General features: G+C 51.3%; 14 protein-coding genes. 8 read left to right on the top strand and 6 right to left on the bottom strand.

Annotation, left to right across the window (positions count from 1 at the left end; all coding sequences use genetic code 11):
• Positions 1 to 527: 527 nt before the first annotated feature.
• Positions 528 to 1,199 (bottom strand): LuxR C-terminal-related transcriptional regulator, encoded by a 672-nt coding sequence (locus tag H7850_RS09375; protein ID WP_227369274.1) that lies wholly within the window; start codon positions 1,197 to 1,199, stop codon positions 528 to 530.
• Positions 1,200 to 1,624: 425 nt separating this feature from the next.
• Here H7850_RS09375 and rdgB point away from each other — a divergent pair, with 425 nt between their 5' ends.
• From rdgB to H7850_RS09355, 4 genes are all read left to right on the top strand, one after another.
• On the top strand, positions 1,625 to 2,221 hold the full coding sequence (gene rdgB, locus H7850_RS09370; protein ID WP_227369273.1) for an RdgB/HAM1 family non-canonical purine NTP pyrophosphatase: 597 nt from the start codon (positions 1,625 to 1,627) through the stop codon (positions 2,219 to 2,221).
• Entirely contained in the window at positions 2,221 to 3,402 is a 1,182-nt protein-coding gene (hemW, locus tag H7850_RS09365; protein WP_227369272.1) for a radical SAM family heme chaperone HemW, read from the top strand. Before rdgB ends, hemW begins: the two co-directional genes overlap by 1 nt.
• A 42-nt stretch (positions 3,403 to 3,444) precedes the next feature.
• The gene (locus H7850_RS09360) at positions 3,445 to 4,113 is read left to right on the top strand and encodes an OmpA family protein (RefSeq protein WP_227369271.1); all 669 of its coding nucleotides are present in this window, start codon (positions 3,445 to 3,447) and stop codon (positions 4,111 to 4,113) included.
• 85 nt (positions 4,114 to 4,198) lie between these two features.
• Positions 4,199 to 5,062 (top strand): 23S rRNA (adenine(2030)-N(6))-methyltransferase RlmJ, encoded by an 864-nt coding sequence (locus tag H7850_RS09355; RefSeq protein WP_227369270.1) that lies wholly within the window; start codon positions 4,199 to 4,201, stop codon positions 5,060 to 5,062.
• A gap of 1 nt (position 5,063) precedes the next feature.
• Here H7850_RS09355 and mnmE read toward each other — a convergent pair whose 3' ends face one another.
• The 4 genes from mnmE to rpmH form a co-directional block, all read right to left on the bottom strand.
• Entirely contained in the window at positions 5,064 to 6,440 is a 1,377-nt protein-coding gene (gene mnmE / locus H7850_RS09350; RefSeq protein ID WP_227369269.1) for a tRNA uridine-5-carboxymethylaminomethyl(34) synthesis GTPase MnmE, read from the bottom strand.
• Positions 6,441 to 6,537: 97 nt separating this feature from the next.
• Positions 6,538 to 8,226: a membrane protein insertase YidC gene (gene yidC / locus H7850_RS09345; RefSeq protein ID WP_227369268.1), complete on the bottom strand. Its 1,689-nt coding sequence runs from the start codon at positions 8,224 to 8,226 to the stop codon at positions 6,538 to 6,540.
• Positions 8,227 to 8,334: 108 nt separating this feature from the next.
• The gene (gene rnpA, locus H7850_RS09340) at positions 8,335 to 8,715 is read right to left on the bottom strand and encodes a ribonuclease P protein component (RefSeq protein ID WP_227369267.1); all 381 of its coding nucleotides are present in this window, start codon (positions 8,713 to 8,715) and stop codon (positions 8,335 to 8,337) included.
• A 16-nt stretch (positions 8,716 to 8,731) separates the two neighbouring features.
• Positions 8,732 to 8,866, bottom strand: a complete 135-nt coding sequence (gene rpmH, locus H7850_RS09335; RefSeq protein WP_011508608.1) for a 50S ribosomal protein L34 — start codon at positions 8,864 to 8,866, stop codon at positions 8,732 to 8,734.
• A 572-nt stretch (positions 8,867 to 9,438) separates the two neighbouring features.
• Here rpmH and dnaA point away from each other — a divergent pair.
• From dnaA to gyrB, 4 genes are all read left to right on the top strand, one after another.
• Positions 9,439 to 10,908: a chromosomal replication initiator protein DnaA gene (gene dnaA / locus H7850_RS09330; protein WP_227369266.1), complete on the top strand. Its 1,470-nt coding sequence runs from the start codon at positions 9,439 to 9,441 to the stop codon at positions 10,906 to 10,908.
• Positions 10,909 to 10,974: 66 nt separating this feature from the next.
• Complete coding sequence (gene dnaN / locus H7850_RS09325) at positions 10,975 to 12,078, top strand: DNA polymerase III subunit beta (RefSeq protein ID WP_227369265.1); 1,104 nt, start codon at positions 10,975 to 10,977, stop codon at positions 12,076 to 12,078.
• Positions 12,079 to 12,140: 62 nt separating this feature from the next.
• Positions 12,141 to 13,235, top strand: coding sequence for a DNA replication/repair protein RecF (gene recF, locus H7850_RS09320; protein WP_227369264.1), 1,095 nt, complete (start codon positions 12,141 to 12,143; stop codon positions 13,233 to 13,235).
• 23 nt (positions 13,236 to 13,258) lie between these two features.
• Positions 13,259 to 15,679: a DNA topoisomerase (ATP-hydrolyzing) subunit B gene (gene gyrB, locus H7850_RS09315; protein WP_227369263.1), complete on the top strand. Its 2,421-nt coding sequence runs from the start codon at positions 13,259 to 13,261 to the stop codon at positions 15,677 to 15,679.
• Between the two features lie 123 nt (positions 15,680 to 15,802).
• Here gyrB and gmhB read toward each other — a convergent pair whose 3' ends face one another.
• Positions 15,803 to 16,357: a D-glycero-beta-D-manno-heptose 1,7-bisphosphate 7-phosphatase gene (gene gmhB, locus H7850_RS09310; protein ID WP_227369262.1), complete on the bottom strand. Its 555-nt coding sequence runs from the start codon at positions 16,355 to 16,357 to the stop codon at positions 15,803 to 15,805.
• Positions 16,358 to 16,373 lie beyond the last annotated feature (16 nt).

Below are 16,373 nucleotides of genomic sequence, written 5' to 3'. Positions count from 1 at the left end.
AAAGCTGGTTAGACATTTTTGGAATATACATTTAATAACATATGTTAAATCTAGTTTTTTATATTAATAATAAAGACTTAACTACTATCATGTAGAAACACAGGATTAGATGGGAATGATAATTAATACTGTTCGTTGTTCTTTTTTAAGAATGCTTAGATAATAATTTAAATCTCGATAAGTGGTTGATCAGGCTAATAAAATTCAGTAAAAACCGATTTACCCACTTAAAAGAGAAAAATGTATTCAATGAAATTGGGGGGCTTGTTCTAGAGAAGCTGCTGCTGATAGAAAACGCCATCATGGAGAGGCGTAACCGATACATGTTTACAACACCAGAAACAGCGTAATGAACATGCTGCTTGAATCATGTTCGCATTTGCCCCAACAGTTTACGAAAACTGATGCGTCCGTATTCGTTTAGGAATCGACAGCATCAAAAACAGGCGCCGATGTTGCCAAGAATTGCTCTGGACAACATCAGCAGCACACCTGTGATACACCCCTTTTCGAGAACACGGCCTGGCTCAGCGTCTTGAAGATTTCTGATGAGTAGGAGGCGGAGCACCTAGATTTTGACGTGCCCAGTTCATGGCCTGAATACGGTTGTGTACCTTGATCTTGCGAAAGATATTGTAAAGGTGCGACTTCACCGTATGTTCGCTAACGAACAGCTTGTCGGCAATCTCGGTGTTGGATGCCCCAGAGCCCAGCAGACCGATAATTTCGAGTTCGCGGTGAGTAAGCCCACAGACTGGCCGATAAGCATTGAGCTGCTGCCGGCGGTAGAACTCAATCAACCGGGTCATCAGCGAACGCGACATCCACAAATCGCCTTCGAGTAACGCGCCAATACCCTTGCAGATCAGCTGCAGGCTATCGCGACGATAAAATACGCCCTGTAAATGAAGTGATGCGAGCACGTCCGCCGCATGATCTTCATCGCGTAGATTGAAAGCAGCAAGAATCATGGACTGACGCTCTGAGGCACGGCCATGCCACTGTTGCATACTGCTCTCATCGACGTGATCCGCATCGAGTAGTACCAGAATACTATCGTTTTCTAGGTTGTCGACTGAGTCGTGGGGGCTGACTGCAGTGATCTGACAGTCAAGCTGCTCAGCGATGTAATCCATGAAGAGCTGAGACTGTGGGTTACAGTCAGTTACTAGAAGGATTAATGAGTTCTCATGTTCCATGGTCCTGCTCCAGAAGTATGGTCTTATGTCGTAGGGCGTTCGTGTGCTCTCACCCAGATTGCCCAGGTTGAGATAAGGTTACCCTTTTCTACTAGTTTGTAAAGTTAAGTTACAAAATACATCTATTCTTTTTAGATATTAAAAATAAATTTTTATTCATTTTTGTAAAAATTTTTACAAAACAAGATGTTATACTTTATCTTGTAATTGTGATGTTATGAGAAGGTTTACTCCCTCTAATAAAAACAGGCTTGTAGTAATTTTTATCTAGTAAGATTTAGTTTTTTTTCGATTAGTTTTCTAATACTTTTTTCAATTTTTGCCTCAATTGCTGAAATGAGCTGGCGTCATGCCCTTTTTCTAGGTAACTATTCTGACAAGCGCTGAGTATTTAAAATGAATTAGCATCCTTGGGAGTCGCCTTAGTGAGCGTCAGTCAGACAATAGTATTGGCCAGCAATAATTCAGGAAAATTTAAGGAATTCAACGCACTATTCAAACCCTTAGGCATCACGCTGTGCCCGCAAACACAATTCGCGTCGATTGATGTCGAAGAGACAGGATCAACATTCGTCGAAAATGCACTGCTCAAGGCAAGGGAAGCTTGCCGTGTCAGCGGATTACCTGCGTTAGCCGATGATTCGGGACTAGAAGTCGATGCCTTGCAGGGCGCCCCGGGAGTTTTTTCTGCGCGCTACGCAGGTGAAGGCAGTTCTGACGGGGATAATAATCGCAAGCTGCTTGAGGCGATGGTTCAGCTCCCCGAGGGGCAGCGAACGGCACGTTACTGGTGTGTATTGACACTGTTACGTAGCGTCGATGACCCGGTTCCTCTTGTCGTACAGGCCAGTTGGGAAGGCGAGATACTTGCTCGGCCGAGAGGGGAAGGTGGCTTTGGGTATGATTCCTTGTTCTGGATTCCCGAAAAGGCCATGAGCGTTGCCGAACTCAGTGCACAGGAAAAGAATCGCTTGAGTCATCGTGGACGCGCCCTGCAAATGCTCATCGAGCAGTTGCGTTGATGCTGGAGCTACCCCCGCTTGCACTTTATGTGCACGTCCCATGGTGCGTGCGTAAATGCCCTTATTGTGATTTCAACTCCCATGGCGTTGGCGCTACTCAGCAATTGCCCGAACAGGCCTATCTGAATGCCCTGCTATCGGATCTTGAGCAGGAAGTGCGGCGGGTAGGTTCGCGTAAATTGGTCAGTGTATTTATTGGCGGCGGCACTCCCAGCCTGATGTCGCCTGATTTCTACCAGGCGCTGCTTCGGGGAATAAACCAGCATCTTGAGCTTGCAGTGGATTGCGAGGTCACCCTTGAAGCCAATCCAGGTACCCTGGAACAAGGACGCTTTGCAGGTTATCGAGAAAACGGCATCAACCGCCTGTCGATCGGAATACAAAGTTTTCAGCCCGCGCAGTTGAAGACCCTTGGCCGCATTCATGACGGCGAACAGGCTCACCATGCCGTTACTAGCGCCCGGCGTGCAGGCTTCGACAATCTGAACCTGGATTTGATGCATGGCCTGCCTCAGCAGGATGTGGCTCTAGCGCTTGATGACATCGAACAGGCATTGTCACTAAACCCCGAGCATCTTTCCTGGTATCAGTTGACGCTGGAGCCTAATACCGAATTTTACTCCCACCCGCCTGCCTTGCCGGAAGACGAGACTCTCTGGGATATCCAGGATGCAGGTCACGCTCGGCTTGAAGGAGCGGGTCTGAAACGCTATGAAATATCTGCCTATGCGCGTTCTGGTCGGCGCTCTCGGCACAACCTCAATTACTGGCAGTTTGGTGACTATATCGGTATTGGTGCAGGCGCTCATGGCAAGTTGAGCCGTTGGTCGGAGGACGGCGAACTGGTGGTCGAGCGCTACTGGAAAAGCCGTCAGCCCGACGCGTATCTACGACGCCAACATGATCCCAGGGGGTTCTTGGCCGGTAGTCAGCGTATTGATACTGCTGCTTTACCTCTTGAGTTCGCGATGAACGCCTTACGCTTGGTGGAGGGTGTCTCCTTTGACGAATGGCTCCGAACAAGCGGCCGCCCCTTGAATGAACTCGAGGAAAAACTAGTGGTGGCTCGTGAAAAAGGATTGGTTATGGAGGATTCTTTTTACCTACAGGCCTCACCCCAAGGTCTGCTATTCTTGAACGATCTTCTCGTCTTGATAAGCGATGGCGGAAGACACACATGAAGATGATTTGCTGTTAACGAATGCAAAGGAGTTCTATAAGAAATGGCTAAGCAATTCTGGCTGGCGTTGCCCCTGGCGGCTGCCATTGCAGTTACCGGGTGCACCACGACCAATCCTCATAGCGGTGAGACCCAGCGTGCCAAATCGACCACTGGCGCGGGCATTGGCGCTGCCGTGGGTGCAGTAGCAGGTGCCTTGAGTGGTGATGGAAGCTCCAGTCGACGCGATCGTGCCTTGATCGGTGCCGCGGCAGGCGCTGCTGCTGGAGGCGGGATTGGCTACTATATGGATCGCCAGGAAGCGCAATTACGGGATCGACTGCAAGGTACCGGAATCGATGTCGACCGACAGGGGAACAACATCGTTCTCAACATGCCCAACAGTGTTACCTTCGGTTTCGATTCCAGCGAACTCACTTCTTCGGCGCGTCAGGCGCTCAATGATGCCTCTGCAGTAATGCGTGAGTACCCGGAAACCCGTATTACCGTGGCAGGTCATACCGATAGCAGTGGTGCCGAGGACTACAATCAACGTCTTTCTCAACGTCGTGCTCAAGCAGTTGGCAGTTATCTGACTCAGGGAGGGGTTGCGAATCAGCGTCTCAACATCGTTGGTTATGGTGAAAATCAGCCCATCGCCAGTAATGCAAATGAACAAGGGCGAGCCCAGAATCGCCGTGTCGAAATCACCTTGGTGCCTAATCAGCAGTGATGCATCCGTGGCTACTTGCCACGAGCCAGTATAAAGCTAAGCCCGTCGTCTATTGCGGCGGGCTTTTCATTTAGGGAAATATTCCATGCTTTCCTATCAACACGCTTATCATGCCGGCAATTTTGCAGACGTTCACAAGCATTTGACCGTATTTGCCCTGCAGCGCAGTTTGTTACGTAAAAAATCATCGGTTACGTATATAGATACTCATGCAGGACGCGGCTTTTATCCCTTGGCAGATCCCGAGTCGCAAAAACTCAAGGAGCACGAAAACGGAGTTTTGCCACTTTGGCGAGAACGCACTTCACTGATTGGCAACAAGGGCAATGATGAAAGTCTTATAGGGGAATGGCTAAGCGAGCTGTCCAGGGCGCAAGGCGCCAAAAGCAGGAAATTGACGCACTATCCTGGCTCCCCTTGGTGGCTAGCCCACGGGTTACGTCAGGGAGATAAGCTGCATTTATTCGAGCTTCATCCAGGGGAGCAGCAGCACCTCGAAGCACAGCCACTGCCCCACAATGTATACCGTCATCATGGTGATGGCCTACTTGGCCTGCAACGTATGCTGCCAGTGATCACGCCAAGACTTTGTGTATTGATCGATCCCAGCTATGAGCGCAAGCAAGAATACGCGGAGGTAGTCGAGACGCTAGCCTTCGTGGCACGCAAGGCGCGACATGCCATGGTAGTGATATGGTACCCGCTGCTGCCGGCTGGCAGGCACCAGAGCCTGCTTGATGGGGTTAAGCAGGCAGGGCTACGCAAGCTTTGGTGCAGCGAATTGAGATTACACTCTCCCCAAAAGGAACACGGCATGTATGGCAGCGGACTATTGCTGCTCAACCCTCCCTGGGGTTTTGATCGGCAGATCGAAAATGTCATGCAGCATGTAGCGACCTGCTTGGATGACGACGCCAGCCACAAAGGATATTGGTGGGTGGGCGAATAGATTATTTACCGATGCAGAACTCCCCGAAGATCTTGCCCAGCAGATCGTCGGCACTGAATTCGCCGGTTATCTCTCCAAGAGCTTGCTGTGCTTCACGCAGATCTTCAGCGAGTAGTTCGCCGGCGCCATGACCTTGTAGCTGTGCTGAACCATTAGTAAGCGCTAACTCCGCGCGCTTCAAGGCATCCAGATGACGGCGACGTGCGGAGAAGCGTCCTTCCGTGGTGGCGCTGTAACCCATGATGGTTTTCAGATGTTCTTTCAAACTCTCCATTCCCGCCCCGGTCTTAGCCGACAGACGCAATGTCGGTGGCATCGTGGTGTCATCGAGGCCTGCAGGTTCGTGACTGGTATCGATCTTGTTGCGGACCAGTGTGAGGCGCCCAGGATCAGGCAGGCGTGCAACGAATTCAGGCCAGATCATCATGGGATCCAGCGCATCGGTAGTGGCAGCATCCACCAGCAATAACACACGATCCGCTTTTTCGATCTCGGCCCAGGCTCGAGCGACGCCAATCTGTTCCACGGCATCCGGGGTATCGCGAAGCCCCGCCGTGTCGATGATGTGCAGTGGCATGCCATCCAGATGAATATGCTCGCGCAGTACATCCCGGGTTGTACCTTCGACAGCGGTGACGATAGCGGTATCCTGCTCGGTCAGGGCGTTGAGCAGGCTTGATTTGCCGGCGTTGGGACGCCCAGCAATCACTACGTTCATTCCTTCCCGGATCAACGCCCCCTGACTTGCAGCGCTACACACGGCTTTCAAGGCGGAGTAAATGCTTGCCAACCGTACGGCGACTTTGCCGTCGGCAAGAAAATCAATCTCTTCATCCGGGAAGTCGATGGCCGCCTCGACATAAAGGCGCAACTGTATCAATTGCTCCACGAGTGCTTCCACACGGCGAGAAAATTCTCCTTGCAGGGAGCGCAGCGCATTCTCTGCCGCCGCCTGGGAATTGGCATCGATCAGATCGGCAATCGCCTCGGCCTGAGCTAGATCGAGCTTGTCGTTGAGAAAGGCGCGCTCGGAGAATTCCCCCGGACGAGCGAGCCTGGCGCCAAGCTCGACGCAGCGAGCCAGCAATAGATCCATGATTACCGGTCCGCCATGGCCTTGCAGCTCGAGTACGTCTTCGCCGGTAAAAGAGTGCGGCCCTGGAAAGTACAGTGCGATCCCTTCATCGAGCGCGCGCCCCTCATCCGCCATGAATGGGCCGTAGCAAGCATGACGCGGCTCGGGGATCCCACCCAGTACTGTTTCGGCGATAACGGCACAGGCAGGGCCTGAGAGGCGAATGATGCTGACACCGCCGCGTCCAGAGGGAGTCGCCAAGGCGGCGATGGTGTCCTGTGTATAAAGCAGGCTATCACCCATGGGATGACCTTTGAGAGAAAAGCGAAGGATGATGTGGGGATGAGAAAAGTACCAGCCCTCAGGGTAAGAAGAGGGCTGGTTGAATGAAAGTGAATGCTTACTTCGCGGGAGTACTCTTACCCGTCGAAGGATCGCTCTCGATCTTACGCGTGATGATCCACTGTTGAATGATGGAGATCGTGTTGTTGACGATCCAGTAGATTACCAGGCCCGCCGGGAACCACAGGAAGAAGAAAGTGAAGATGATCGGTAGCATCTTCATGATCTTGGCCTGCATGGGGTCCGGAGGTGTCGGGTTGAGCAGCTGTTGGACGAACATCGAGATACCCATCAAGATAGGTAGCACGAAGTAGGGATCCTTCATCGATAGATCCTCGATCCACAGAATGAAGGGGGCATGGCGTAGCTCTACGGATTCCATCAGCATCCAGTACAGGGCGATGAAGACCGGCATCTGAATCAGGATTGGCAGGCAGCCTCCCAGAGGATTGATCTTCTCCTTCTGGTAAAACTTCATCATCTCCTGAGACATCTTCTGGCGGTCGCTGCCGTGCTGCTCCTTGATGCGCTGCATCTCGGGGCCGAGCTTGCGCATCTTCGCCATCGACTTGTAGGCGGTGGCCGAAAGGGGGAACAACACGATCTTGACGATTACCGTCAACATCACGATCGACCAGCCCCAGTTGCCGAGTAGGTCGTGGATCTTGTCGAGCAGCCAGAACAGAGGGTTGGCCAGGAACCAAAGCCAGCCGAAGTCCACCGTCAGTTCGAGGTAGGGGGCTACACCCTCTAGACGTTCCTGAATCTTGGGCCCCATGTACAGTGTGGCCTCGAGATCGGCTTCTCCACCCGGGGAAATACTCTCCGTCGGGCCCGCAAAAGCCGCGACATTCCGTCCTTTCGAATCGGTAGTGGCGTAATAAAGATTTTGCTGGTTCTGCAGCGGCGCCCAGGCGGAAGTGAAGTAGTGCTGGATCATGGCAACCCAGCCGCCCTCCACGTCGCGATTCTTGAACGCGCCTTCCTGTATGTCGTCGAAATCGATCTTTTCGTAATGGTTGTCCGGCGAAGAGTAGGCGGCACCCAGGTAGGAACTCATGCCGACACCACCACCTGAGGATGGATCAGGACTCCCATCCCGTGCCAATTGACCGATGAAGCGTGCGGTCACCGGCGCATCACTGCCATTAACCAGATGATAGGACACATCAACCGCATAATTGTCTTCATGGAAGGTGAAGCGTTTGATTACATCGACACCATTGACCGTGGCGGTCAAGTTGACGCTCAACGATTTGTCTTCCTGATCAAGGCGGTAGGACGTTTTTTCAGGCGTAAAGTTGATACGCCCGGTGTTGCCTTCCAGCTGTATCCCGGACTTGGCAACATAGCTGCGCATATTATTGTCTGACAGCAGAACGAACGGCTGCTCTGAATCCAGGCTGTACTGGTGATTGAGTAGTGCCGCATAAACGATATCACCGCCTTGCGGGTCGATGCGCACATCAAGTACGTCGGTGGTGACGCTAACCAGACTTCTGCGGTTGTTCGCAGCAGTATTTTCTGGCATCGCGTTATCCGCAGGGGCATCAGCATTGGTGGCGGGGGCAGCCAGACCCTCTTGGCCCTGGGCACCATCCCCTGAGGTACTACCACGCTGTGATTCACTAACGGCGGGCGAACCAGGTTGTTCACCGAGCTGACCGTAATCCTGATTCCACTGAACAACCAACAGGTAGGCAAGCACCGCGAGTGGAATCAGCAGAAGTAGTCGTTTTACATCCATGAGGGATCTGCCCAAATAGGGTGGAGGCACATGCCAAGCACTGTCAGTCTTGGCCGAACCTCACTTTGTGAGGTGTTGTGCATAACAAAGCGCTAGTCTGTCTCGATATTACGGCGAAATGGCGCTTGAGCGACGATTTGCTTCTTTTTCCAAGCGCCGCCACATGCCGTGAAGCTGACGCTGCACCATAGCATTGTCTAGATCATTGACGCCGCGTCGAGCTAGTAGCACAACGTCCACCGATGGAAGGCGGTGTTGCTGGAGACGGATAGACTCACGGACAAAACGCTTTAGACGATTGCGATCAACAGCGCGGCGAACATTCTTCTTGCTGAATACAAGGCCTATTCGGGCATGACCCAGCGAATTGTGACGGGCTAACGCTAGTAGCCCTTTACCATGAACCTTGTACTCAGCGCCGTTGAAGACATGTCGATAATCCCCAGCGGTTAAAAGACGCAGTGCTCGAGGAAACGTCTGACAAGACATGCGTAGAGACCGGCGCTCAGGCGCTCAGGCGCTTACGACCCTTGGCGCGTCGACGGGCCAGTACTTGACGTCCATTTTTGGTTGCCATACGTGCACGAAAGCCATGTACACGTTTGCGCTTGAGCACGCTTGGTTGAAAAGTACGTTTCATATCAGCTGCTTCCCACGTAATTGAGTGAACTGGTGATCATAAGTGTGCCTGAACGTGGCAAGAGACGTTCAGGCGAATTTTTTTCAAGAGCGAGGATTCTAGTGAATTCATACGCTTTGTGCAATTTTTCCGTTGCTTGTCCACAGCGACATAAGAACGCTTGTGTTTATCGACGATGCTCATGCCAGCGCCACCGAACGAACCCAGTTTCATACACGTCGTCAACGTTTCCAGCGGATGTAATAGTAATATAGGTCTTTACTTATTAATGTTGTTATTAATGCTGTGCATAATATTTGTGGATAAGTAATTTTTAACTTTTATTTTCAATAATATATAAGGTTATTATAGTTGTGGAGTAAACGTTTCAAACCGCTGTATGGTAAGTGGGTAACGCTGTGCGCAAAAAAGCATTTATACACAGCTACGCTTTATACACATCTTTTAAAACAGGTTACCTCTCTCCTTTTTCGCAGCGTTATCCACAGGATGGCGTCGTATTCTCTGTGTGGATAACTAGCTGCCTGAGGGGTACACTATCGACCCATTTGCAATCTGGACAGTGAGGTCGTGTGTCGCTCGCGCTTTGGCAGCAGTGTCTAAATTACTTACAAGACGAATTGAGCTCTCAGCAATTCAATACCTGGATTCGACCTCTCCAGGCAGAAGATGGAGAGTCCAACGAATTGAGTTTGTTAGCGCCTAATCGGTTCGTTCGCGATTGGGTGAATGATAAATATATGAAGCGTATCAATGAGTTGATGCGAGAATTGTCACCTTCGAAATCACCGAAGGTATCCCTTTCTGTGGGTAGCCGCCGTGTCGCGAATAAACCGCAGACCCGCGAATTGGGCAACCCTGTTTCCGCTGACCGTCCTTCCAAACCCTCGGCGCCTGCGGTACATACTTCGTCAAAAACCGATCGCACCGAAAGGCGGGAAGGCGAACAGTCGAATGAGGTCCCACGGCGCGAGGGGCGAGGCGGTGCCAGACAAGTACAGGTCGAAGGAAGTCTTAAGCATCAGAGCGGCCTTAATCCCAATTTTACCTTCGACACTTTTGTGGAGGGGAAGTCGAATCAATTGGCACGCGCTGCTTCTCGACAGGTTTCCGAGAACCCTGGTGGCGCGTACAACCCTCTTTTCCTGTATGGCGGAGTGGGCTTGGGCAAGACCCACTTGATGCATGCGGTAGGTAACCAGCTTGCGTCGCTGCGTGACAATGCCACCGTAATCTATCTTCACTCTGAGCGCTTCGTAGCGGACATGGTCAAGGCGCTGCAGCTCAATGCGATCAATGATTTCAAGCGTTTTTATCGTAGTGTCGACGCCTTGCTCATCGACGATATCCAGTTTTTTGCGGGTAAAGAGCGTTCCCAGGAAGAGTTCTTCCACACGTTCAATGCCTTGCTGGAGGGCGGTCAACAGATGATCCTGACCTCCGATCGTTATCCGAAGGAGATCAGCGGCGTTGAAGAGCGGCTCAAATCGCGTTTTGGTTGGGGTTTGACCGTTGCGATAGAGCCACCTGAACTCGAGACACGAGTTGCCATTTTGATGAAGAAGGCAGATCAGGCTAAGGTCGACCTGCCTCATGATGCCGCCTTCTTTATCGCTCAGAAGATTCGTTCGAATGTTCGTGAACTGGAAGGCGCATTGAAGAAAGTCATTGCCGATTCTCACTTCATGGGCAAGCCGATTACTCAAGACTTTATCAGAGAGTCGCTCAAGGACTTGTTGGCGCTTCAGGACAAACAGGTAAGCGTTGATAATATTCAACGTACCGTAGCGGAATATTACAAGATCAAAATTGCCGATCTGCTTTCGAAACGGCGTTCTCGCTCGGTGGCAAGGCCGCGTCAGGTTGCGATGGCCTTGGCCAAGGAGTTGACCAATCACAGCTTACCGGAGATTGGTGATGCGTTTGGCGGGCGGGATCATACGACCGTGTTGCATGCTTGCCGTAAAATCAAGACGCTGCAAGAAGAGAGCGCGGATATACGTGAAGACTACAAGAATTTGTTGCGTTCACTGACAAGTTGAAAACGCCAACTCCATCGGCCATTGCCTTTGCCGCCATGAAACAATCAGGAGAAGAGTAGAGTTACCATGAAATTTTCCATCTCCCGAGAGGCCTTCTTGAGGCCTCTAACATTGGTTGCAGGCGTCGTCGAGCGGCGTCAAACACTGCCTGTTCTATCCAACGTACTCATACACGTTCAAGGAACGCAAGTGGCCTTGACCGGTACGGATCTCGAGGTCGAACTGATTGGTCGCGCGGAACCCTCGAGCGTTGACGAATCAGGGTCGATCACGGTTCCTGCACGTAAACTCATGGATATCTGTAAATCCCTGCCTGAGCAATCGGATATTACCTTCAGTGTGGAAGACGGTCGTGCCGTACTGCGATGCGGTCGCTCCCGGTTCACGCTGTCCACGCTCCCGGTAGCCGAATTTCCAAGCATCGAAAGCGATCAAGGTAATCAGGAGTTCAGCCTGCCACGGGGTACTCTCAAATACTTGATAGATGCCACGGCCTTTGCCATGGCACAACAGGATGTTCGTTATTACCTCAATGGCATGTTGCTTGAGTTAGGGCAGAACATCATTCGTAGCGTCGCGACGGATGGGCATCGCCTGGCAGTCTGCGCACGCTCCACGGATATCAGCGTTGAGCCATCACAAAAACTGATTGTTCCACGTAAAGGTATTCTCGAACTCTCACGGCTGCTGGATGGTAGTGACGAACCCGTTCAACTGACACTGGGCGCCAACCATCTACGTGCGCATACCGGCGATTACACGTTTACCTCGAAGCTGGTGGATGGCAAGTTCCCGGATTACGATCGTGTGATACCCAAGGGTGGCGACAAGGCCATCATTGCGGAGCGTGCGGAACTTCGCCAGGTATTGTCCAGAACCTCGATTCTATCTAATGAGAAGTATCGCGGTATACGCCTTCATCTTGAAAACGGCAATTTGAGAGTGATGGCCAATAATCCCGAGCAGGAAGAGGCCGAGGAGAACATCGCTATCGAATATGATGGTAATACCATGGAGATCGGCTTCAACGTCGGCTATTTAATCGATGTACTCAGCGTTCTAGATGAAGATCGTGTTCAGATAACGCTCTCTGACCCTAACAGCAGCGCCATTCTGGAGGAGCCAGGTGGCGGTGACGCGTTATATGTCGTCATGCCCATGCGTCTCTAAAAGCCACTTGTCTATTACACCGCGATAACATGGTACTTGTGTTATCGTGGGGTGCCTTATCGATGTCTCTCGATCGCTTAACCTTTCAAGGCCTACGTAACCTTCAGCCTCTGGACATACGTCCCTGTGACGGTGTCAATCTTATCATTGGTGACAATGGCAGCGGCAAGACAAGTTTGCTGGAAGGCATACATATACTAGGCTTGGGTCGCTCCTTTCGAACGCAGCAGCTTAAGCATGCCATCAAGCATGATGAGGATGCGCTGGTGCTACATGGTCGACTAGAAGGCGATCCTCCTCTTCCTGTAGGCATACGGCGTGAACGTTCCGTATCAGAATCCACTATCCGTTTGGCCGGGGCGCCAGTAACACGCATTGCCCAGTTAGCAGAAACACTCCCGCTGCAGTTGATCAATCCAGATACGTTTCGACTACTCGAAGGGTCTCCTGCTTTCCGTCGAGAGTTCTTTGATTGGGGAGTGTTTCATGTGAAACATGAGTTTTTCGATATCTGGCGGCGTGTGCGGCGGGCTCTGAAACATCGGAATGCGTTGCTGAGACATGCTAAAATGGATCGTCAAGCTCTTGCAGTATGGGATCGAGAATTAGCGCATTATGGTGTACAGCTTGATATTCTACGCCACGACTATATGAAGAGTTTCTTACCTATCTTTGAAGAAACTCTCGATGAGTTGTTGCCGCTGGATGGTGTTGAATTGACCCTTCGCTATTTCAGGGGGTGGGATCATAAGCGCTCCTATTCAGAAGTACTGCATAATAGCCATGAAAGCGACCGTCAAATGGGTTTCACACAGCAAGGGCCGCAACGAGCAGACCTGCGCATCCATATCGATCGGCGCCCTGCCAAGGAAGTGCTCTCCAGAGGGCAGCAAAAACTCGTGGTAAGCGCTTTGAAGTTAGCCCAAGGGCGTTTGCTCGAGGCCGTCACCGGACGACGCTGCATCTATTTGATAGATGACCTGCCAGCCGAGCTTGATAGGCATCATCGACATGTCTTTTGTAAATGGCTTGAGAAGATGCAGTGTCAAGTATTTATAACAAGTGTCGAGTATGAGTCGCTACTAGGGTTATGGCAGAAAGCGACATCTATTACCATGTTTCACGTGAAACATGGCCAATTGACAGTTCAAGCATAGATTGTATCCAAGTGGAGTAGCCAATGAGCGAACAGGCTTACGATTCATCGAGTATTAAGGTTCTTAAAGGCCTAGATGCGGTACGCAAACGCCCCGGCATGTACATCGGGGACACCGACGATGGTACCGGATTGCATCATATGGTATTCGAGCTTGTGGATAACTCTATCGACGAGGCATTGGCTGGTCACTGCAGTGAAATAAGGGTGGTTATACATCCAGACGAATCGGTGACGGTAAGTGACAATGGTCGTGGTATTCCTACTGATATACACTCCGAAGAAGGAGTGTCTGCCGCGGAAGTCATCATGACGGTTCTCCACGCCGGGGGTAAGTTCGACGATAACTCCTATAAGGTATCCGGCGGGCTTCATGGCGTAGGCGTTTCAGTGGTCAACGCGCTTTCAGAAGAGCTTAAACTGACCGTCTGGCGGGCCGGTGAGATGCATGAACAAATCTATCGACACGGCGTACCTGAATCGCCACTAGCCATCGTTGGGCAAACTGAGAAAAGCGGCACTCGGGTGCACTTTCGCCCTTCCCCTCAGACGTTTGCCAATATTGAATTTCACTACGATATTTTGGCAAAACGCCTTCGTGAGCTCTCCTTTTTGAACTCCGGTGTTGCCATTCGTCTAATTGATGAGCGCAGTGCACGGGAAGAGTTGTTCCACTACGAGGGAGGGTTAAAGGCCTTCGTAGATCACCTCAATACAAACAAGACAGCGCTTAATCCGGTTTTTCATTTCAACACTCAACGCGATGATGGTATTGGCGTTGAAGTGGCAATGCAGTGGAATGATACCTACTCAGAAAATATCTTCTGTTATACCAACAACATACCGCAGCGCGATGGCGGAACGCACTTGGCAGGTTTTCGTGCTGCGCTGACGCGCTCGCTCAATCATTACATCGAAGCCGAAGGCCTTCTCAAGAAAGCAAAGGTCAATACTTCGGGTGATGATGCGCGGGAAGGCTTGACTGCCATTATCTCGGTTAAGGTGCCGGATCCCAAGTTCTCATCACAGACCAAGGAAAAGCTCGTTTCCTCGGAGGTCAAGACTGCCGTTGAACAGGAGCTGGGGCGACAGCTTTCTGACTACCTGATTGAACGGCCAAATGAAGCCAAGTCCATCGTCAACAAGATGCTGGATGCGGCGCGTGCGAGGGAAGCGGCGCGCAAAGCTCGCGAGATGACCCGGAGAAAAGGCGCGCTGGATATTGCCGGCCTGCCCGGCAAGCTTGCCGATTGTCAGGAAAAGGACCCTAGTCTATCTGAGCTTTATCTGGTCGAGGGTGATTCGGCCGGTGGTAGCGCCAAGCAGGGGCGTGATCGTCGGACCCAAGCCATCCTGCCTCTGAAGGGTAAGATTCTCAATGTGGAAAAAGCACGTTTCGACAAGATGCTCTCTTCTGCGGAAGTCGGAACGCTGATTACAGCACTCGGCTGCGGTATCGGCCGTCAGGAGTTCAACCCAGACAAGCTGCGCTATCATTCGATCATCATCATGACGGATGCGGATGTAGACGGCTCGCACATCCGTACTCTGCTGCTGACGTTCTTTTTCCGTCAGATGCCTGAACTAATAGAACGAGGCCATGTGTTCATCGCCCAGCCACCCTTGTACAAGATCAAGCGTGGCAAGCAGGAAATGTATCTCAAGGATGAACAGGCGCTAATTGATTATTTGACCAATACGGCTCTGGATGGCGGCAGGCTTCATGTCAATGCGGATGCCCCGGGTATCGCTGAAAACCAGTTAGAATCTCTGGTGGGCCAATATCGCGATGTCATGAAGCGCATAGACCGCTTATCTCGCGTATATCCACGTGAGGTATTACGCAAGATCGTACATGCTGCAACGCTTGATAGTGAAACCAGCCTTCCAGACTCCGTTACCATGCAGAACTGGATCGAGTCTCTGCAAGATGAAATGGACTCACTGATAGCGCATGAGGGCGGCCCGCGGCATGTTTTCCAGCTGCATGAAGATACCGAACGGGGCATCTATCTGCCAGGTGTTGCGATTACTGCTCATGGTGTGACTACGGATTATGTCTGGGACGTGGATTTCTTCCGCAGTGCCGATTATCGTGCCATGGTGGCATTGGGCGAGGAATTGAACGGCCTGCTTGAGGAAGGCGCTTATATTGCCCGCGGAGAGCGCAGTAAGCCTGTTAGAACCTTTTACGAGGCGCTTGAATGGCTCATGCTTGAGGCGCAGCGAGGCCTATCCATACAGCGCTACAAGGGCTTGGGTGAGATGAATCCGGAGCAACTATGGGAAACCACCATGGATCCTGAGACTCGCCGTATGTTGCGTGTCACGATCGAAGACGCCGTTGCAGCCGATATGATGTTCAACACGCTGATGGGCGATGAAGTCGAGCCGCGTCGTTTCTTTATCGAACAGAATGCTCTTGTTGCCAATCTCGACGTCTAACGTTTCACGTGAAACATCACGATTCATAAAAGATTGTCGTATCTTGAACTTTGTGTACAAACAAGAACCCGGCCTCTACAGGCCGGGTTTTTTTAAAAGTTAAATCTGCATGTGCAAAGCGAATCATGCGGAAAGTAAAAAGTTAGCAAACTTTTCCAGGTCATCATACACCTGTGTACCAGTAGGTAGCTCTTTTTCCTGAGCGATCATGCCCTTACCGGTGCGTACCAACACTAATTGGCATCCCATTGCGGCACCTGCCTGTATATCGCGTAAGCTATCCCCTACCAGCCAGGCAGCATGAAGGTTTTCCATGCCTAGTGAGCAGCGAATTTGTTCGAGTAAACCGGGTTGTGGCTTACGACAACTGCACCCGTCCTGTGGCCCATGTGGACAATAGGCTATTTGTGCAATATGACCTCCAGCGGATTCAACCTGACAACGCATTGCTTCATGTATTTGTGAAAGAGTGTGTTCGGTAAAGTAGCCCCTGGCAATGCCGGACTGGTTCGTCGCTATGGCAATCGTCCAGCCTTGTTTGGTCAGGCGTGCAATGGCGTCAATTGCCTTAGGGTAAGGCTTCCACTCTTCCAAGGACTTGATGTAGCAGTCAGAGTCTTCGTTTATTACGCCGTCTCGATCCAGGATGATCAATTTTTTTGTATCAGCAGTGGGCATAAGCGATGCATTCTAT

Origin of the sequence: Halomonas sp. M20, assembly GCF_020622265.1 — a bacterium.
Lineage (GTDB): Bacteria > Pseudomonadota > Gammaproteobacteria > Pseudomonadales > Halomonadaceae > Modicisalibacter.
The sequence above is the reverse complement of the archived record's forward strand: the minus strand, read 5'-3'. Positions and strand labels throughout refer to the sequence as shown.